This window comes from Granulosicoccus sp. 3-233, assembly GCF_052681095.1.
The window spans coordinates 185,624-204,317 of the sequence record NZ_JBQYLE010000012.1; the positions used below are offsets into that span (position 1 = coordinate 185,624).

At 59.8% G+C, this 18,694-nt stretch carries 19 protein-coding genes; 6 read left to right on the forward strand and 13 right to left on the reverse strand.

Going from position 1 to position 18,694, the window contains the following annotated elements:
• Positions 1-23 precede the first annotated feature (23 nt).
• Positions 24-1,049, reverse strand: coding sequence for an ABC transporter substrate-binding protein (locus tag ACUNV4_RS25425; protein WP_430881460.1), 1,026 nt, complete (start codon positions 1,047-1,049; stop codon positions 24-26).
• 135 nt (positions 1,050-1,184) lie between these two features.
• On the opposite strand from ACUNV4_RS25425, the gene ACUNV4_RS25430 reads away from it, so the two are divergent.
• A complete protein-coding gene (locus tag ACUNV4_RS25430; RefSeq protein ID WP_430881489.1) occupies positions 1,185-2,162 on the forward strand; it encodes a polyprenyl synthetase family protein in 978 nt (325 codons plus the stop codon).
• Between the two features lie 31 nt (positions 2,163-2,193).
• On the opposite strand, the gene ACUNV4_RS25435 is transcribed toward ACUNV4_RS25430, so the two are convergent.
• The 5 genes from ACUNV4_RS25435 to rpmE form a co-directional block, all read right to left on the reverse strand.
• Positions 2,194-3,957, reverse strand: a complete 1,764-nt coding sequence (locus ACUNV4_RS25435; RefSeq protein WP_430881461.1) for a M12 family metallo-peptidase — start codon at positions 3,955-3,957, stop codon at positions 2,194-2,196.
• Between the two features lie 57 nt (positions 3,958-4,014).
• Positions 4,015-4,587 carry a pseudouridine synthase gene (locus ACUNV4_RS25440; RefSeq protein WP_430881462.1) on the reverse strand — a complete coding sequence of 191 codons (573 nt, stop codon included), beginning with the start codon at positions 4,585-4,587 and terminating at the stop codon, positions 4,015-4,017.
• Positions 4,584-5,480: a 5'-3' exonuclease gene (locus tag ACUNV4_RS25445; protein ID WP_430881463.1), complete on the reverse strand. Its 897-nt coding sequence runs from the start codon at positions 5,478-5,480 to the stop codon at positions 4,584-4,586. The genes ACUNV4_RS25440 and ACUNV4_RS25445 overlap by 4 nt, the downstream gene beginning before the upstream one ends.
• Positions 5,480-6,223 carry a thermonuclease family protein gene (locus ACUNV4_RS25450; RefSeq protein ID WP_430881464.1) on the reverse strand — a complete coding sequence of 248 codons (744 nt, stop codon included), beginning with the start codon at positions 6,221-6,223 and terminating at the stop codon, positions 5,480-5,482. Before ACUNV4_RS25450 ends, ACUNV4_RS25445 begins: the two co-directional genes overlap by 1 nt.
• 94 nt (positions 6,224-6,317) lie before the next feature.
• Positions 6,318-6,521: a 50S ribosomal protein L31 gene (rpmE, locus tag ACUNV4_RS25455; protein ID WP_430881465.1), complete on the reverse strand. Its 204-nt coding sequence runs from the start codon at positions 6,519-6,521 to the stop codon at positions 6,318-6,320.
• Positions 6,522-6,647: 126 nt separating this feature from the next.
• Between rpmE and ACUNV4_RS25460 the strand changes: the two genes are divergently transcribed.
• Positions 6,648-7,229 carry a DUF4124 domain-containing protein gene (locus ACUNV4_RS25460; protein ID WP_430881466.1) on the forward strand — a complete coding sequence of 194 codons (582 nt, stop codon included), beginning with the start codon at positions 6,648-6,650 and terminating at the stop codon, positions 7,227-7,229.
• Between the two features lie 36 nt (positions 7,230-7,265).
• Here the strand turns inward: ACUNV4_RS25460 and hemW are convergent, their stop codons facing one another.
• From hemW to rph, 3 genes are read right to left on the reverse strand one after another with little or no spacing between them, the layout of a single operon-like run.
• Positions 7,266-8,477 (reverse strand): radical SAM family heme chaperone HemW, encoded by a 1,212-nt coding sequence (gene hemW / locus ACUNV4_RS25465; RefSeq protein ID WP_430881467.1) that lies wholly within the window; start codon positions 8,475-8,477, stop codon positions 7,266-7,268.
• Complete coding sequence (gene rdgB / locus ACUNV4_RS25470) at positions 8,474-9,106, reverse strand: RdgB/HAM1 family non-canonical purine NTP pyrophosphatase (protein WP_430881468.1); 633 nt, start codon at positions 9,104-9,106, stop codon at positions 8,474-8,476. The genes hemW and rdgB overlap by 4 nt, the downstream gene beginning before the upstream one ends.
• A 35-nt stretch (positions 9,107-9,141) precedes the next feature.
• Positions 9,142-9,858, reverse strand: coding sequence for a ribonuclease PH (gene rph / locus ACUNV4_RS25475; protein WP_430881469.1), 717 nt, complete (start codon positions 9,856-9,858; stop codon positions 9,142-9,144).
• A gap of 139 nt (positions 9,859-9,997) precedes the next feature.
• On the opposite strand from rph, the gene ACUNV4_RS25480 reads away from it, so the two are divergent.
• Positions 9,998-10,852, forward strand: coding sequence for a YicC/YloC family endoribonuclease (locus ACUNV4_RS25480; protein WP_430881470.1), 855 nt, complete (start codon positions 9,998-10,000; stop codon positions 10,850-10,852).
• Here the strand turns inward: ACUNV4_RS25480 and ACUNV4_RS25485 are convergent, their stop codons facing one another.
• Complete coding sequence (locus tag ACUNV4_RS25485) at positions 10,853-11,473, reverse strand: hypothetical protein (protein WP_430881471.1); 621 nt, start codon at positions 11,471-11,473, stop codon at positions 10,853-10,855. It lies immediately after the preceding gene.
• Positions 11,474-11,932: 459 nt separating this feature from the next.
• Between ACUNV4_RS25485 and ACUNV4_RS25490 the strand changes: the two genes are divergently transcribed.
• Positions 11,933-12,397 (forward strand): hypothetical protein, encoded by a 465-nt coding sequence (locus ACUNV4_RS25490; protein ID WP_430881472.1) that lies wholly within the window; start codon positions 11,933-11,935, stop codon positions 12,395-12,397.
• A 29-nt stretch (positions 12,398-12,426) separates the two neighbouring features.
• Here ACUNV4_RS25490 and ACUNV4_RS25495 read toward each other — a convergent pair whose 3' ends face one another.
• Positions 12,427-13,983: a sensor histidine kinase gene (locus ACUNV4_RS25495; RefSeq protein ID WP_430881473.1), complete on the reverse strand. Its 1,557-nt coding sequence runs from the start codon at positions 13,981-13,983 to the stop codon at positions 12,427-12,429.
• Positions 13,984-14,078: 95 nt separating this feature from the next.
• Positions 14,079-14,774 carry a response regulator transcription factor gene (locus tag ACUNV4_RS25500; RefSeq protein ID WP_430881474.1) on the reverse strand — a complete coding sequence of 232 codons (696 nt, stop codon included), beginning with the start codon at positions 14,772-14,774 and terminating at the stop codon, positions 14,079-14,081.
• A gap of 270 nt (positions 14,775-15,044) precedes the next feature.
• On the opposite strand from ACUNV4_RS25500, the gene ACUNV4_RS25505 reads away from it, so the two are divergent.
• Complete coding sequence (locus tag ACUNV4_RS25505; protein ID WP_430881490.1) at positions 15,045-16,439, forward strand: DegQ family serine endoprotease; 1,395 nt, start codon at positions 15,045-15,047, stop codon at positions 16,437-16,439.
• A gap of 169 nt (positions 16,440-16,608) precedes the next feature.
• On the opposite strand, the gene ACUNV4_RS25510 is transcribed toward ACUNV4_RS25505, so the two are convergent.
• Positions 16,609-17,346: a VC0807 family protein gene (locus ACUNV4_RS25510; protein WP_430881475.1), complete on the reverse strand. Its 738-nt coding sequence runs from the start codon at positions 17,344-17,346 to the stop codon at positions 16,609-16,611.
• A gap of 274 nt (positions 17,347-17,620) precedes the next feature.
• On the opposite strand from ACUNV4_RS25510, the gene ACUNV4_RS25515 reads away from it, so the two are divergent.
• A complete protein-coding gene (locus tag ACUNV4_RS25515) occupies positions 17,621-18,682 on the forward strand; it encodes a cupin domain-containing protein (RefSeq protein WP_430881476.1) in 1,062 nt (353 codons plus the stop codon).
• Positions 18,683-18,694: the final 12 nt, after the last annotated feature.

The window sequence follows — 18,694 nt, forward strand, 5'->3', positions numbered from 1 at the left end:
GGCAGGTTGTCAGACCAGCGGCTTCACTTGCCGATGATGGGTACATAAGAGGTGTCAACCACGGTATCGACGGTCACGGAATCCTTGACCAGTCCCTCGGCCTTGAACCAGTCGATCTGATCCCTGATGGAAGCAAGGTTCATGGCCGCACCTTCGTTGATACGCATGGCGCCGTTGATGATGCTGGGTGCCGCCTTGTCGTACTCCCGATCGGTATAGACGTATTTGTGAATCAATCGCACCATGTCGTCACGGGCGTTCTCGCCAGCGGTCTTGTCTACCAGTGCTGCGTTGAAATCTGCCGCTCCCCTGGACAGGGCTGACAGAAAGGCGATGTTGCGCTCGGTTTCCTCGCTGGCGCCACTGGCCGAGGTGAAGACGGTCGTGACCTGGTAGTCGGGCAGGTAATCAGCCACCGAGCCGATGATGTTCACGGCGCCGGCGTCGGCCAGTGGTTTGGCGATGTGTGGCACGATCGACCAGGCATCGATCTGTCCGGATTTGATGGCGCCAATGATGGCCCCGGTTTTCTGGAGTGGCTTGAATGACACGCTGACGCCTTCGGCTGCGGCAATTTTCGACCCCATGTAATGAAAGGAGGAGCCGGCCTGGGTCATCCCGAAACTGCGCCCGTCGAGCATCGCCGGGGAGTCCAGTCCATCCTCGAAAGCGGCGTTGGACGCCAGAATCTGCTGTCCGTAGATACCGGGCTCCTCCGACAGGGCGCCGCCGATGACCTTGACGGCGCCTTTTTCGGCCAGTGAGATCAGGCCGCCGGAAATGGCGGTGACCGCATAGTCGGCGTCGCCCGAGGCAATGGCCACGGCCATGGGCTGGGCTGCCTGGAAAAACCGGAAATCGACATCGAAGCCGGCTTCCTCGAAATAACCGCGTTCGAACGCCACGAAACTGGCAGCATGGCTGGTGAAACGCAGGGCACCGACGTTGATCCGGGTGCGGGCCTGGCCGATGGCCGGCAGGCCGAACAGGCTGGAGGCGGCAGTTGCGCCCATGATGCCAAGGGCTCTTCGGCGGCTGATGGGGCTCATACACTGTATCCTTGCAAGAATGTCGCGGACTATTGTAGCGCCCAATAGTTGATTGCCTGACGCGAAGTTGCCAGTATTGAGGGCGCGCATCAAAGATTCCGATTAATGAACTCTTCTGCTACACAACTGATGACCTTGTCGATCGAAGACAGCCAGGCCCTGATAGCCACCGGCATGAGCCGCGTGGACGAACTGATACGTCAGCGACTGGCCTCCGAAGTGGTGCTGATCAATCAGTTGTCCAGTTACATCATCGGAAGCGGAGGCAAGCGCCTGCGTCCTCAGATGGTGCTGTTGGCCGCCGGTGCCTGCGGTCTTGACCCCGATACCGAGGCGAATCCGGTGACCGTGGCGGCCATCATCGAGTTCATCCACACGGCAACCTTGCTGCATGACGACGTGGTGGACGCCTCCGAGCTGCGCCGTGGTCGGGATACGGCCAACTCGGTCTGGGGGAACGAGGCGGCGGTGCTGGTCGGGGACTTCCTGTATTCACGCTCCTTCGAGATGATGGTAGAGGTGCAGAATCTGCAGGTCATGAGCATTCTGGCCTCCACCACCAATCGCATCGCCGAAGGCGAAGTCATGCAATTGCTGAACGTGCGGGAGCCGGGCATCAGTGAGGCCCAGTACATACAGGTCATCGAAGCCAAGACAGCTCGGCTGTTTCAGGCGGCGACCGAGCTGGGGGCGGTGCTGGCGGGCGAATCCGCCGATATCCAGGCGGCGCTGGCCAGTTATGGCATGCATCTGGGTACCGCCTTTCAGATTGCCGACGATGTGCTGGACTACAAGAGCGACAGTGACACCATGGGCAAGAACATCGGCGATGATCTGGCTGAAGGCAAGACAACGCTGCCACTCATCCATGCCATGCGTGATGGTACGGACGCTCAGGCCGCCGTCATAGCCGAGACCATTCGCGCAGGCGGGCTAGAGCGTCTGCCCGAGGTACTGGAGATCATCCGGCAGACGGATGCGTTGGACAAGTCGATGAACCGGGCGCATGAATCTGCCAGCCGAGCCATTGACGCCTTGATTGCCCTGCCGGCATCGCCTTATCGGGATGCTCTGCAGCAGATAGCGCGCTATTCGGTCGATCGAAGCTACTGATCGTCAGCGGCTGCTGATGCGCCGCTTGTTCTCAGTCTGAAGCATGGCAGAAGTCGGTAGTCTGAGTCTGCACTGGCCGGCGGCGTCGTTGCACACCGGCAAAAAGGCCGATCAGGGCCATGAGAGCCAGGCTCACAGGGCCGGTACCACCGGCACCCGCACTGCCCCCCGAGGATTGTGGCAAGCCCCGGGATTCCGGAGCCGGATCGTCTGCGCTCTGCACCGCCAGCCTGTCGTCGCCGGATGCCGGCAGAGTGGTGGGGCCCGCAGCCGTGTCCGAGAAGGTCACGGCGCTCAGCGCAAGCTGCGGGTCGGCCAGGTTCAGCGTCGCCTGATTGTCCAGCTGTTGTGTATCGGTGAAGCCGCCGTGACTCAGTTCGCTGACGACCAGTGGGTAGGTGGCGCCATCATTGATGAATCGTGCCGTTACCGACAGGGTATTGCTGCCACCAGGCTGCAGAACACTGTGGCGACAGGTCAGCTGGTTGTCGGCGATGCTGCAGCCGGCGGAGGGTGCAGACAGCTGTGTGCCGCCGGGAAACAGTGTGGTACTGCTCACCTGTGGCGCGACACGGCTGCTGTCATTGTTGTAGGCGGTGATGGTGGCTGTCAGCTGATCACTCTGGTTGCTGGCCATGGCGCCGATGTCCACGCCGACATCGATATTGTCCTGTACGCAGGTAGCCGACAGGGCGGGGCGCATGCGCTGCAGGCTGCAGGCGGAAAAGGCGGGTCGGGTACTGCTCGAGAGCTCCGACCACATGATCTCGTTGCCGGAAATGCTCTCATCGGTGCTGCAGGCTGCGCCGTCATCGTGTTCGGCGCCCAGGTTGTGGGCTATTTCGTGTGCTGACAACAGCATGTCATGGGGAAACGGGGTCGACATGCTCAGGTCGTAGCCATCGAGACGACACACTGTATCGATCCAGCCCAGGCCGATGGTCTTGTTCGGGTCGGGATGTCCGCTGAACAGGTGCACCAGAGCCAGATCGGCCGGCAATTGCTCGTCCTGGATCCGCACGTCGCGATAGCTGGCGAGTATCTGATCGACATCGCCCGGGTAGTTCGCCAAGGGGTCCTGGGCGGGGTCGTCGTAGACGCGGATGCCGGCGACGATGACGGCAAGGCCCAGTTGCTCTCGATAGAGGCCGTCGACACCGTTGATGATGCTCAGGGCGTGTGCCAGACCGCGCTGGTCGTGGTATTCGTTGTAGCTGCTGTCCACCGTTACGCCGATCTTGATGGATCGTGTGACTGTTGCCGCGGTTGAATCAGCCAGTTTGGCGTGGCTGTCTGCCGGGAGCCGGTTCTCTGCTCCGGTGTCGGGGGCTTGCGGCATCACCATGTCGTTCAGCATCAGACTGTCCGGTTGAGGTGCCAGAGCGTGGCCTCCCATGTCGTCCCGAAATTGCAGTTCGTAGAGTTCGCCTCCGGTGAAAACATGGCCGGTATACAGACTCTGGTCGCCGGAATCATCAACTGTGATGCGTACCCAGGATTCATCGTCGCCGGTGACGCTGCCATCATAGAACTGCGGCAGCCCGAAGATGGCGTTCTGCAGATTGCTGCTGTTGGCGATCAGTTGCTTGGGTGCCAGGGCCAGTGTCCATTGCTTGTCGATGGTGGAAATCGACAGGATCCGGGTGTCGCTGTTGAAATCGACTGCAGCGGGTGTGGCAGCTGCCAGGTTGTCGTTGGCAACGACAGGGGAGATGGTCTGAGCGAGCAGCAGCCCAAGCACAACCCACCGGTAGACTCGTCCGCGCCCGCGTGCATGTGAAGGCGGCGTAGGCATGGCGGGAGTCTATCAGTCTGTCAGCGACCGAATGATGGAGAAATCATGAACGTCTGTTCAGGTTGTGGAACCTGAGGCAGCATACCGGCACTCACCACTGGTCAGTGACCAGACCCCGTGCTGACCGATGTGGGTGCGAATCAGGCGAAGCGTCGGAAAGTTCACGGCAGCTGTCATGCGCCGAACCTGGCGATTGCGCCCTTCACGCAGGCTGATCTCCACCCAGCTGGTGGGGATGTTGCGGCGAACTCTGATTGGTGGTTGGCGTTCCCAGAGTGCGGCTGGCTCCTCGACGCGGCGTACGCGGATCGCCCTGGCGGGGCCGTCCTTCAACTGCACGCCGCGGCGCAGCTGCTGCAGTGCGGTTTCGTCGATGTCACCGTCAACCTGAACCAGATAGCGTTTGGTCAGCTTGAACCGAGGGTGGCTGATTCGTTGTTGCAGGGCGCCGTCGTTGGTCAGCAGCAGCAGTCCTTCGCTGTCGCGGTCGAGTCTACCGGCGGGGTAATAGCCAGGTGCGTCGACATAGTCTGCCAGTGTTGCACGACCTTCCGCATCGGTGAACTGACACAGCACCCCGAAAGGCTTGTTGAACAGGACGATGCCCGACTCCCTGCCTGCCGGTTTCATCGATCGGCCAGGCGTCTGGCTGTGCGCTGGGCAAGGTCGTCGGGCAGGCCGGCATCGGCCAACGCGGTTTCCAGGCTGGCTTCACTGCGTGGCTGGCGCAGGCAGCTCTCGAGTGTATCGGGCAGTCGTTCATCATGGATGAGACCGGTCAGGGAGCGAGCCAGTGCAATGGCTGCCTTGTGCTCGTAGAGCAGCCGACTGACACGTGGAGCGCCACGGAAGCGCATCATGGACACTTCTCCCAGATTGGCCAGCAGTGTATCCAGATCGTGCCATTTGTTGAGCAGACGGGCCGCCGTGGTGGGCCCGACACCCGGTACACCGGGGATGTTGTCGCTCTTGTCACCACTGAGCGCCAGCCAGTCGGCAATCTGTTCGGGGCGTATCCTGAACCGCTTGTGCAGTTCGTCGTACCCGGCCATGGGTCGACGCCCATAGTCCCAGTAACGATCCTGCGGACGGATGAACTGTGCCAGGTCCTTGTCGCCGGAGACGATCGTGACAGGGATATTCCGGACGGCCGCCAGGCCGGCAAAATGCCCGATGATGTCATCGGCTTCCACGCGGTCACTCCCCAGCGTGGCGATGCCCATGGCCCGGGCAACCTGCTTGCAGCGGGCAAATTGAGGTGCGAGGTCTTCGGGGGCCGGTGGACGATCGGCCTTGTAGGCTGGAAAGATCTGGTTGCGGATGCCCTTGCGAAAGCACTCATCGAACGCGCACAGCATCATCACTGGTTGATGATTCTCGATGATCTGGCACAGCGTTTCGGTAAATCCCTGCACGGCATTGTCCGGTTCGCCGAAGCGGTTGCGGGTATCCACGGGAAGACCTTGCCAGCCTCGGAAGACATAGATGCTGGAATCCACCAGAAAGAGGGGTTGCTGGAGCACTAGTTGTTGATCAGTTCAAGGTTGCGGGGGTCGTGAAGTGTCATTCGCTGCCGTCCGTCGTCGGCAGACAGCCAGCCACGTACCTGTACCTTACTACCAGTGAGCGTATCGGGTGCGACTGTGTGCTCGCCGTCGTGGTCCTGCCAGTGTCTTCCCAGCACGACATGCAGGCCATTGCTCAGGTGCAGAGTGGTGCGGCTGCCGCGCCCGCTGATGTTGAGAACCTGACCGGCTACCACGTGAAATCCCGTTTCCCTGCCGGACAATCGGTCTTCCACGAACCAGCTTCCGGGAGATGCCCAGACACCGAGTCTTCGTTTGCGCGCCCGCTGTTCCTGCGTCAGCAGGCTGCCGGCGCAGCGTGTATTGGCACCGACGGCAACAGCCAGTGCCAGACCTTCTGCGACCAGTGCATGGGCGGCATCACGGCCATCAGGCAGACTGATGTGTGCGAGGAGTCGACCATGAGAGTCCCTGCTTTCGAGGCCTGGCGTCATGAGTACCTGCCTGTCCAGTGCGAGTGCCTGCAAGGCATCACGGGCCATTCGCGCCAGCCTGCGCTCCGGCTCATCAACGGCGTGCAGTTCCAGCGTGTTGATACCGATCAGACGAAGCTGTTCGCCGCTGTCGAGGGTCAGCGAGTCACCATCGGTGATCCCGGCAATGCGTACAGGGTGGGATTCTGCCTCGTGCAGACAAGGGTCGGGCGGTAAAGCCTGTGCCATGGCGGGGGAGAGCGTCAACAAGACGCCCACGAAAAAAAGGCATCGCAATGGATGCCCTTTGATTCTTATATCAGCCAGCACCATCCGTGTGCTGCTGTGGTACGAGGTCTGACTATTTGGCGCCGTAACGACGACGGAACTTGTCGACCTGACCAGCGGTATCCATGACTTTCTGCTTACCAGTGTAGAAAGGATGGCAAGACGAACACACTTCGATACTCAGATCTCGTCCAGCAGTGGAACCCGTTTCAAACGTGTTTCCGCAGCTGCACGTGACTGTGATTTGTTTGTATTCGGGATGTATTTCCGGTTTCATAGCAACCTCCCGGTTATCAAAAATGGAACCGGATACTAGGGCTACTGTCGGCAAAATGCAAGCTTCGGGATAAAGACGATACTCAAACAGTCGATACAAGCCCGAATTGTCACGGATCCGGCATCGATGCTCTGGCGACTGGTAGCGAAAATCCTGTTGAAGGCCTGCGTACCTCTACTGGCGATTGCCGGTGTGTTGAGTTATGGCGTGTATCTGCGTGGCGGCGACCCGGCGGCATTGTGGCAATCAGTGGCCGCTCGCAGTCTGGACCAGTTCGACAAGCTGTTTGCCGGCGTTCGGGACGACGCTTCGAGAGCCGCAGGAGCCATCGGGCGCAGTGCTGCCGGAGTGGCCACTGCCAGCGAAGCAGAGGGTCGGACCACGGTATTCACCTGGAAAGATGCCGATGGCGTCACGCATTACAGTACCGTGCGTCCGCAAGGGGTGGCTGCAGGGACGGTCAGTGTGGATCCGAACGTCAACGTGCTGGCCCCGGTTCGTCCGGCAGTGCCTGAGCCAGCGATCGAGTCAGCCTCGAGTACGTCGCGGGAGGCTGTGACGGAGGACTCCGCGGCAACGCTACCGGGGGTGGCTGGACAGGTCCTGGCCACTCGCGAGCCGGCGCAGTCATCGCGCGATAATGCGGATCAGCCCAGCGGGCTGGATCCGGCCCAGCTACTGAGAATGCTGCAGGCGGCGGAGAAATAGGCCGACCGACGCGCCCGCGGCAACTGGCCTGCCGAATCAGCTGATGATATTCAGCGGAATGACCGGATAGCGGCGTGCACCCGGTAGAAACAGTTCCAGTATCTCGTTGAGCCAGTTGAAGCCGGTTGGAGTGGCTCGCAGTGTCAGGCCGTCCTGTTCCAGCAAGCCACGCTCGACGGCCTGATTGATCGTGGCCTGCCAGGGCATCAATGCGGTGCCGGTGTGCAATTCGAACAGCGGCAGAGGAAATCCGTCGACCAGCCGCAGGGCATTCATCAGGAATTCAAGAGCGGTGTCCTCCAGCGGAATCACATCCTGACCTCCTAGCCGTTGTTCGCCGTTGGTGGCGTCGAGGTAGCGGGTCGGATGCTTGTGTTTCCAGCGTCTGACTATCGTGCCATCGGCAGCCGAGCTGATCTTGCCGTGAGCACCTGCGCCAATGCCCAGATAATCACCGAACTGCCAGTAGTTCAGATTGTGCTGTGAGCGATGCGGGTGCCGGGCGCGTCTGGCGTAGGCCGAGATTTCATAGCGCTCGAAACCGGCGGCAGCCAGTGTCTCGACAATCGCTGTCTGCATGTCGGCGCGCTGTTCGTCCTCCGGCAAGACCGGGGGAAAACGGGCGAACAGCGTATTGGGTTCCAGAGTCAATTCGTAGCAGGAAAGATGGGTCGTGTCGAGACTGATGGCGGCCCGGACATCCCTCAGTGCCTCTTCCTGCGTCTGTTCGGGTAACGCGAACATCAGGTCCAGATTGATCTCCTCGAAACCTGCCTGATGCGCAATGTCGACTGCCCGCAAGGCCTCATCGGAAGAGTGGATGCGTCCCAGGGACTTCAGGAATCGCTCGTCGAAGCTCTGGATGCCGATGGACAGGCGATTGATGCCAGTGTCTCGATAATCCTTGAAGCGCTGTTGCTCGAAGGTGCCGGGATTGGCTTCCATGGTCACTTCGGCCGACGGGGATAGCCCGGTGAGTGCGCGGATACCGCTCATGAGGCGATCCATGGCGGACGCGCTCAGCAGGCTGGGAGTGCCGCCACCTATGAATACGGTGCTGATGCTGCGACCCCAGACCAGGGGCATTTCGTCCGCGAGGTCAGACAGCAGCGCATCCACGTACCGCTGCTCGGGAATGTCACCGCGTTGCTCATGCGAATTGAAGTCACAATAGGGGCACTTCTTCACGCACCAGGGCACGTGCACATAGAGCGATAGTGGTGGCAGCTCCCGGAAATCGCGACTCACTGCGAGGTGGCCTGCGAACCCTTGTAGAGTGTCGCCAGTCGTTCAACCAGCAAGGCCACGGCCTTGCCTCGATGACTGAGCCGGTTCTTGGTGTCCTTGTCCAGCAGGGCGGCAGCCGTGTAGGTGTCATGGTTGCAGAATACCGGGTCGTAGCCGAAGCCGCCGACCCCCTCGGCCGCCTTGAGAATATGGCCTTCCCAGGTGCCCTCGGCAATCAGTGGTGAGGGGTCGAACTCATGGCGCAGGAACACCACGACGCTACGAAACCGGGCGCTGCGCTGGCTGTCTTCGGGTAGGTCGGCGAGTTGGCGCAGAACCAGCTCATAGTTGGCCACATCACCGCAGCCGGCATCATGTCTTTCTGCATGGCGGGCAGAATACAGCCCTGGAGCACCCTTCAGCGCATCGATCTCCAGGCCGGAATCATCGGCAATGGCGGGAAGACCGGATACCGCCGAAGCATGTCGTGCCTTGAGCAGAGCGTTTTCGACAAAGGTGTGGGCTGTCTCGTCCACCGACTCGATATTCAGACTGCCCTGCGCCACCACTTCGAACTGGAGAGGCGCCAGCAGATCGTGCAGCTCTCTGATCTTTCCGGCATTGCCGCTGGCGAAGACAACCTTTTGCATGATGTTCTCTCTTGTCGGATGAACTCGCGGTGATGTCAGCTGTCCAGGCTCGCGCTCTGAGCCTCGACCAGCTGCTTGATGCCGTGCTGGGCCAACGAGAGCATGTCCTGCAATTCGTTTTCCCGAAAGGCATGGCCTTCAGCGGTGCCCTGGATCTCGATGAAACCACCGGCCTCGTTCATGACCACGTTCATGTCGGTTTCCGCATTGGAATCCTCGGCGTAGTCCAGATCCAGTACCGGCTGGCCTTCGACAATGCCCACCGAAATGGCTGCAATCTGGCCGTGTATCGGGTTGCGCTTGATCTTGCGTTGCGCCTGCAGTACCTGCATGGCATCCACCAGTGCAACATAGGCACCGGTTATGGCAGCCGTGCGGGTGCCACCGTCGGCCTGCAGTACATCGCAATCCACGGTCACCGTGCGTTCGCCCAGTGCGTCGAGATCGATGGCGGCGCGCAGGGCGCGACCGATAAGACGCTGGATTTCCTGGGTGCGTCCTGACTGTTTGCCGGCCGCAGCTTCTCGCCGGGCGCGCGAGTGGGTAGCGCCTGGCAGCATGCCATATTCTGCCGTGACCCAGCCGCTACCGGTGCCTTTCAGCCAGGGAGGTGTGCGGTTGTCGATGCTGGCGGTGCACAGAACTTTCGTATCCCCCATCTCGATCAGTACCGATCCGGCCGCGTGTTTGGTGTAACCACGGGTGATGGTGATTTGGCGAAGTTCGTCGGTGGCTCGTCCGCTTGGGCGCATTGGCTGGTCAGTGTTGAATCGGGGCGGCAGAGTATACCTGCTTGCCTCGACCAATTTGGCGCGATTACCGAGAGTATTCATCATCGTGTAAATTTCACCCATCAATACGCAATCAGTACACTCCCGCATGTTACGCAGCATGACAGCCTTCGGGCGCAGTTCCCTGAAAACCGACAACGGCGAATTGCTGTGTGAGATCCGTTCGGTCAATCATCGTTATCTGGATGTCGGGCTTCGTCTGCCGGAGAATCTGCGCTCAGCCGAGGCGCACATTCGCGAGCGCCTGGCGAAAGCCGTCGGCCGTGGCAAGGTTGAGGTGTTCCTGAAACCGGGCGAGCGTCAGTCCGGTGGCGGCACGCTAGCGGTCAATGAAACCCTTTTGCAGGAACTGACCGAGGCTGCCGGCAGAGTCGAGGCAATGACTCGCAGCCAATGTGTCATCGATGCCGTGCGATTGTTGCAATGGCCGGGTGTCATCAGTGTCAGTGATGCCGGTGATGAGGTCGGTTCACAGGCCGTCAGACAGGTCTTCGAGCTGGCCCTGGTCGACTTTCTCGGCACGCGCGAGCGTGAAGGGCAGCAATTGGGGGCATTGCTGAGGCAGCGCAACAACCAGCTTGCCGCGCTGGTGCAGCAACTGCGTGAACATCGCCCTGGCGTTCTTGCACAGCAGCGGGAGAAGCTGCGGGCACGTATCACCGCCCTGCAGACCGATCATGACGAGGCAAGGCTGGAGCAGGAGCTGGTTTATGCAGCCCAGCGTCTTGATATCGACGAAGAGCTGGATCGTCTGGTCGCACATACCGTCGAACTCGAGGCGGTGTTGCAACGTGATGAACCGGTAGGACGACGTCTGGATTTCCTGATGCAGGAATTCAATCGCGAGGCGAATACCATCAGTTCCAAATCGGCCGATCAGCAGACAACGGCGCTGGCGGTGGACATGAAGGTGTTGATCGAGCAGATGCGGGAACAGGTGCAGAACGTCGAATAGTCAATCCAGCACCAGTTCGATGCCAAGACCCATGTAGTTGACGCCACCACCCTTGCTGGCGAACAGCCCGAATACCGTTGAGCGGTGAAATACGCTGTAGCCGATGTAGATATCCCTGATGCCCGGTGCGAAGCGGCGGCCACCGTGACCCAGCAGATGGTTGAGCGATGTCTGCAGCGTCCACTCCAGATAATTGGTCAGTTTGGCGGAGGTATCGGGTAGAAAATCCTCGACCTCGACAATCGGAATGCGGCTGGCATAGCTCAGACCTTCGCCCAGACCGATGCGTAGCGGAAACTGGCGTCTGCCGACCCTGAACTGTCGGTAGGCCTTGATATAGGCCGTGGCGCCGATCGCATCCGCCTGAAAACCTCGCTCGCCGTAATACTGGATACCGCCATATGCCACGACCTCCGCCGGCCAGCCCAGCAAGGAGGTGCGAAACAGTCGGCCGGCACTCAGGCTGGCCAGGCTGGTGCGTTGATCGGGCCGTTCGTAGTAGAACGCCAGGGCCGGACCGAAGTCGCTTTCCGAGGCGATGGCAAGTGTCGACTGCAGATACCAGTGAGGGCTGGCCGACAGGTTCCACTCGGTGGAAGAGGGGCTTTCTGCAGGCGACACTGTGTTGTCTTTTGCGCCGGAGGCCAGCGTCAGGGACGCAGCCACATTGGCCGAGCAGACAAGCAGTACGAGCAGGAGGCAGAAAAGCCTCCTTGTCACAGGCAGGCAATGGAGAAGTGTCAAGACCAGTGTCCGAGGCGTAGAGAGGCTGAGTGTGATGGTACGTTCCAACCGGCAGCAATTCGACCGGGGTGAGACATATTCACGATAGGACGCAATTCGGATTGTGCAGTTCCACGATAGTGGGATACGGTCTGTTTTCACAGTCTCGCCGGGTTATCATGGGCTCTCCGGTGTTACATGAGGCCGGCAGGTACTGGCCGTTGAGCCGCACCGCCTGCAAAGGCCTGCCGCTGTGTCAGTGCATCGACTGGCCGTGAAATCGCGAAAAACCACTATCATGTCACCCATCGGGGCCTACCCTGAATCAGCCGCAGGACCATGCAGCCAGACAGCACCATGATCAAGAAAGCGAGGAAGAAGCGCTACGAGTGGCCACCCCCGGAAGGTACGGAAGATGTCTATGTGCCCAGGGCACGCAATCCCATTCATTCGATACTGACCGCCTTGCCGGTGATCATGCTGGTCGTCGGCCTCTACCTGTACTACCAGGGTGAATCGGAACAGAGTGACAGTGCGCCGATTCGTGCCGAGAGTGTGAATGCCGAGGGCATCTTCACGGGGCTATCCGTCATCAAGTCCGGCTCGTCCGGCGGTCGTCATTATCTGTGGTTCGATCAGAACGGAAAATCTCGCGGTGTACGAATCCAGCCTGCCGAGGCTGCGATCCTGCAATCGCTGTCCCGCGGCGAACCGTTGCGTATCAGTATGGCACCCAGTGTGGCCGGGTCTCGTACCTTCTGGGCCTGGTACGTCGAGCAGGGCGATGTCGTCTTTCTGGATGGTTCGGACAAACTGCAATGATGGCCCTTGCCGCAGGCTGAGCTCGGCCTTCAGGCTGTCAGGGCATTGCTCGCTCTGGAGCGTTTGTCAGCCGGCTTCTTGCCGGTGAAGTGAAGTGTGATCTTCAGGCCCGGGTTGGCCGGATCACCGGTGTTGTTGTCTTCCATGGTCAGTCGGGCTGAATGCAGCCGCACAACAGCCTGAACCAGGCTCAGTCCGAGACCATTGCCCGGTGAATTGCGTTCGTTCTCCAACCTGACGAAGCGTTCGAACACACGCTCACGCTCGGCTTCCGGGATGCCCTGGCCATTGTCGGACACCGAGATGCTGAAGGCTTCACTGGTACCACTGACCGACAGACAGACGACCCCGTCATGCGGTGTGTACTTGATGGCATTGTCCAGCAGATTGGTCAGAGCCTGGCCGATCAGATGGCGATTGCAGTGAAATACCGGGTTGCTCTTGATGTCGGTATAGAAGGTCAATTTGCCATGTTCCTCGGCCACGGCTTCATACAACTCGGCCAGCTCGCCGGCCAGATCGCCGATGCGCGTCGCGGTCCACTGTGAGGAATCGATACCGGCTTCCAGTCGTGCAATGCTGAGCATGGCGTTGAAGGTATGGATCAGGCTGTCAGCATCGCCGATGGCCTCATCCATGACCGATCGATAGACTTCGGGGTCGCGCTCCTCCAGCAAAGTGACCTCCAGACGATTGCGCAGTCGGGTCAACGGACTGCGCAGGTCATGCGCCACGTTATTGGTTACCTGCTGCATGCTTTTCATCAGGTCTTCGATGCGGTTCAGCATCTGGTTGAGCTTGGTCGAAATCTCGTCGAACTCGTCGTCGCGTGCTGTGACACGTAGCCGCTGGGAAAGATCGCCACTCATGATTTCCGAGGCGGTACGGCTGACGGAGTCGATGCGTCTGAGCACACTGGTGCCGATCCACAGTCCGCCGAACAGGGAGAACAGCAGCGTCATGCCGGTGGCCCCGACCACCAATGCAAACGTATGGTCGAGCAGGGCCTGCTCATCGCTGATTTCGTGACCAATGGTCAGTTTCAGGCCATCCGACAACTGCGTTTCCGCCACCCGAACCGGGTTGAAGGCCCGGGGGCTGCCTGGCGGCAGGTCGGCGACATCGCCCATGTTTCGCGTGGTATGCGTGCGTACGGACTTGAGTTTCAGCGGCAGTGCGTCAGCCGGTCTGTCCTTGGCCTTCTCGGCTGATTCGTTGTTCGCCAGATAATAGAACCGACCGTAGGTGTCGATCTGGTTGCGTCGCTGTATCGCTTCCAGCAGCTCCGGCAAGGCGCCCGATTTGTACAGGTTGATCAGGTAATCGGTTTCCAGTCGAAGTCGTGCATCGACCTGCGATTCGATCTGGTCACGGGTCGACCAGTAGATGAAGCCCAGCGTGGCGGCTGACAGGGCGCTGAACAGCGTGGCATAGATCAGAGCCAGGCGAAAGGCGGAGGTGCGAAACAGTCGGCGCCGGTCGAGTCGACGGAACCAGCCCGGATACCGTTGGCGCTGCCTGTCCTTCGCGGCCTGTTCCGGGAGAGCAGGACGCGAGTCCGAGGTATCGGCGAGTTTCTGCTGCAACATGGTATCCGGTAGAGACGCGGAGGATCAGTTCCTCCGCGCCAGAGAGTGTCTCGGGGGCAGGCTATGGACAGTTGCCCCCGACGTCGCTGGTGTCAGTTGGTTTCGGCGGGAGATGACACTTCCTGCAGCTTGTAGCCGGCTCCTCTCACGGTATGCAGGAGTGGAGAGTCGAAGTCCTTGTCGATCTTGCTGCGCAGTCGGCTTATCTGCACATCGATGACATTGGTTTGTGGATCGAAGTGGTAGTCCCACACGTTTTCCAGCAGCATGCTGCGAGTAACGACCTGCCCGGTATGCTGCATGAGATACTCCAGCAGACGGAACTCGCGCGGTTGCAGGTTGATGTTGCGTCCGGAGCGTGTGACCTTGTGCTTGATCAGATCCAGAGTCAGGTCGCCGACATGCAGAACCGTGCCCTGTACGCCGGATTGCGCACGACGCGTCAGAGCCTGCAGTCGTGCGGTCAGCTCACTGAGCTGATAGGGCTTGGTGAGATAGTCATCGCCGCCGGCCTTCAGGCCGGTTACCCGCTCGTCAACGTCATCCAGAGCACTGAGTATCAGAACCGGTGCCATATTGCCCATGCGGCGTAGTTCTTCGATCACTGACAGACCGTCACGCTTGGGCAGCATGCGATCAATGATCATGGAGTCATAGGCATTGGCAATGGCCATCTCCAGACCTTCTTCTCCGTCGGCAGCATGCTCGACGGAATGGCCGCTTTCAGTCAGCCCTTTGACAAGGTACGCCGCCGCTTCGGTGTCGTCCTCGACTAGTAAAATTCGCATGTAGCCCCCATATTTTGGTGAAGCAAAATCCTGTTCGAACAACACTGTCGCGCCTGACAGGCTGGTAATGAAACGCCTGTCGCCAGAAGCTGGTCAACCGGCAACCACTTTCTGTTTACGTCAGTTACGTGAAAATACACGGAGTTCAAAATCATGTTGAAAACGCTCGAACCTGCCTGTCAGATGACGCTTGAAGATGGTGCAATTGCGCGCTCCTCAAGGGCTTTCGTCAAGTCAGGCTTGGTCAATGTGACCAGAATATATCGAAAAATGCTTCTCTGGTTGGCATTGGTACCCATTATTGCTATAACGCCATCGTTCGCCTCTACGCTGCCTGATTTCAGTGCGCTTGTCGAGCAGGAAGCGGACGCAGTCGTCAAGATTTCGGTGCTGACCAACGTCGAGAGCACCATGGGTGGCGGGTTTCCCGGGTTTGGCCCCGATCAGATTCCCGAGCAGTTTCGCCGTTTCTTCGATCAGTTTCCGCAGGAACAGGCACCTGAACCGAGGCAAAGGGCGGGAGCCGGCAGCGGCTTCATCATCTCGGACGACGGTTACATCATCACCAACGCCCATGTGGTGGACAATGCCACACAGATTACCGTCGGGATGAATGATCGCCGGGAATTTGACGCAACGCTGGTAGGCAGTGACCCGGCCAGTGACATCGCCTTGCTCAAACTCGATGCCGAAGGCTTGCCCCAGGTGACCATCGGCGATTCGGAGCAACTTCGAGTCGGCGAATGGGTGCTGGCTATCGGCTCGCCGTTCGGTTTCGAACATACCGCCACTCAGGGCATCGTTTCGGCGCTGTCCAGAAGTCTGCCGGATGATACCTACGTGCCGTTCATTCAGACCGATGTCGCTGTCAATCCCGGTAACTCCGGAGGGCCTCTGTTCAATACGGACGGTGAGGTCGTGGGTGTCAATTCCCAGATCTACTCTCGCTCCGGCGGCTATCAGGGCTTGTCATTCGCAATCCCCATCAACGTGGCCATGTCCATTGCCGAACAGCTGAAGGATCACGGTTACGCGACTCGCGGCTGGCTGGGAGTCGCCATTCAGAATGTCGATCAGTCGCTGGCAGAATCCTTCGGCCTGGACAAGCCGGAAGGCGCTCTGGTTGCGCAGGTCACCAGCAACAGTCCCGCGGACAAGGCCGGCCTGCTCAGTGGCGACATCATTCTCGAATTCAATGGTCGCGAGGTTGGCTATTCCAGTGCCTTGCCGCCACTGGTCGGTGCTGTCATTCCCGGAGAAACCGTTGACATGCTGGTGCTGCGAGATGGCCGCAAGAAGACAGTGGAGGTCACCATCGAGGCTCTGGATGAAGGACAGCCAGAGCGTGCCGCTGTTGCCAGCAACCCGGTCGGGGAGTCACGGCTGGGTGTCGAAGTGTCAGCCTTGCCGGATGATGTGGCCGAGCAGATGGGGCTCGATCATGGCGTGCTGGTGGCAAGAGTCGATCCAGAGGGCGTGGCGGCCAAGGCAGGTATCCGTGAAGGCGACGTGATTCTCTCTCTGAATCGAGAGCAGATCGATAGCGTGGCAGAGTTGGAGGAACTGTCCAGCGATGCGCCTGCGAATGAAGCCATTCCGGTACTGGTTCAGCGGGAACGCTCTCCGATGTTCCTGGCGTTGACGCTGCCTTCCGGCAAGGGCTGAAGCCGGTCGGACTCCCGGATCGCTTAGGGAGTCTGCTGACGGCGGACCTGGTCAGGCCGATTTCGGCCTGGCCGGTCCCATGAGAGGCGTCAGGTACTCAGTGAGTCAGCGAAACCTGTCAGGACAGGCCTGATTACTCTGGTCTGACGAAGGGGCAAGAGCATTGTGCTCAGTTGCTCTTGTCGGTCACCATGATCTCTTCCAGTGTCAGGCCGGTCAGGCGATTGACCGTTCGCCAGATGAACCAGAAGATGCCCATCATCATCAACATGGAAGGAATCGCGATCACGGGGTAGCTTAGCAGCGTCATGCGCCCCAGTTCTTCATTGAAGGCCGACGAGCCACTTTCGCTGGTCACGATGATCTTGGCCAGAAAGTAATTCATCACTGCGCTGAACAGGAAAGTGCCGGCCAACAGCGTGTTGGCTCTGTCCAGACGGGATTCGAATTCGGCACGCGTGTTCTTCTTTTCCAGCTCATGATGGATGCGGTCGACATTCATGATGGTCGGGTTGAACAGCAGTTTTCTGACCAGCGGGAATCCCAGCTTGTTGGCTACCAGTACACCGATACCGATACTCAGCGGGATGGCAGCTTCCTTGATGGCGAGCCACTGGGCGTCGATCTTGAGCAGGCCGATGCCTCCGGTCAGGATCACGCTGACCACACCCAGCGCCGCCATGACATTGCGTTTGCCGTTGGCAATCCATTCATACAGGCCGTAGCCGATGGGGAATGCCAGCGCCAGAATGAGTGCATTGGTGGCACCGAGTCTGGCCTCGTCACTGAATTTCATCAGGATGATCGACGGGATGACGATGCTGATGATCAGGTCTGTAAACGGCCGCTGTTGCGGCTGAGTCTTCGGGCTGGGCTCTTCGGTCACGGTATTGTTGTTCGTCGGCATGGAACGCAGTATAGCGTGAGTGCGAAGATGGGTTGCCGGTCCCGGTTTGCAACCGTGTAACACCGACCCTGGACCTTCGACAGGCATGCCCGGCCTGGTGTGTCAGTCTGCAGGGCCATTCGATCGCCCTGACGGCAGGGCGGCTTCGCCAATGGTGGTGCGGCAGGCGCGTGGCCGTGTATTCTTGTTGGGCAAGGCAGTTCCGGATGGGTGTCTGCCATGGATCGATGAACACGGACTGTTGAACGGCGCTCACGGTACAAACTCTATTCCGATGGCAATAAAGCAAGAAGATCAGGTTTTCAGCGTTCTGCCCTGCAGGGATCTGCAGGCGGATATCGCGTTCTATTCGCGCGAGTTGAACCTGCAGCTCGATCGACTGTATCCCTCGGAGAAACCTCATTCGGCAGAGCTCTCGGGGCGCGGCCTGTCGTTGCTTCTCGATACTCGTCATCAAGGGGCGCCGGGATTGCTGATCATCAAGACGGAAGAAGCGCTGCGTCAGCCGCTGCAGTCTCCCAGTGGCACGGAGCTGCGCTGGGAGCGTACGGCCGAGCCTCATGTGCAGAGCTTCGCCAATCACCGGGTGGAGATCTGCACGCTGCGCGGTACGCCGTGGGTGACCGGCCGGGCTGGCACGCATACCCGCGACCTGATACCCAGTCGCCTCGGTGGAGGCATCATGGTGTCCCATATCCGTATTCCGAACGGAGGGCCGGTTCGCGACCGGGTTCACTATCACACTACCGAATTCCAGCTGTTGTTCTGTGTGCAGGGCTGGATACAGCTGGTGTACGAAGATCAGGGACCGCCGATCACTCTGCAGGCCGGTGACTGTGTCACTCAGCCTCCGCATATCCGGCACCGTGTGATGGAAACGTCCAACGGGCTGGAAGTCATCGAGGTAGGTACGCCGGCCGAACATGTCACGGCGATAGACAATGACATGCAGTTGCCAAATGGTCGGGTCGACAGTCATCGACTGTTTCACGGGCAGCGTTTCTGCCATTACGTTCACAAGGACGCACGCTGGCAGCCACACCGCCTGCCGGGCCTGGCAGCGTCGGAAACCGGTGTGGCTGAAGCCACGGCAGGGATTGCCGGTGCCAGAATGCTCAAGTCGAGCGGTGCCTCGCCAGCCTATCGCACCTCGCATGGTGCGCAGGTTCTGTTCTCCTATGTGGTCGCTGGCAGCGTGCGCGTCAATCGGCAATTGCTGGTGGCCGGTGATGCCTTCACCTTGCCACCGGGAGAGGAGTACTCCCTGGGTGATATCTCGGCAGACTTGAGCCTGCTGGAGCTCTCCCTGCCGGGGAGGTTCGAGACCCACCTCTAGCGGTAGCGTTCG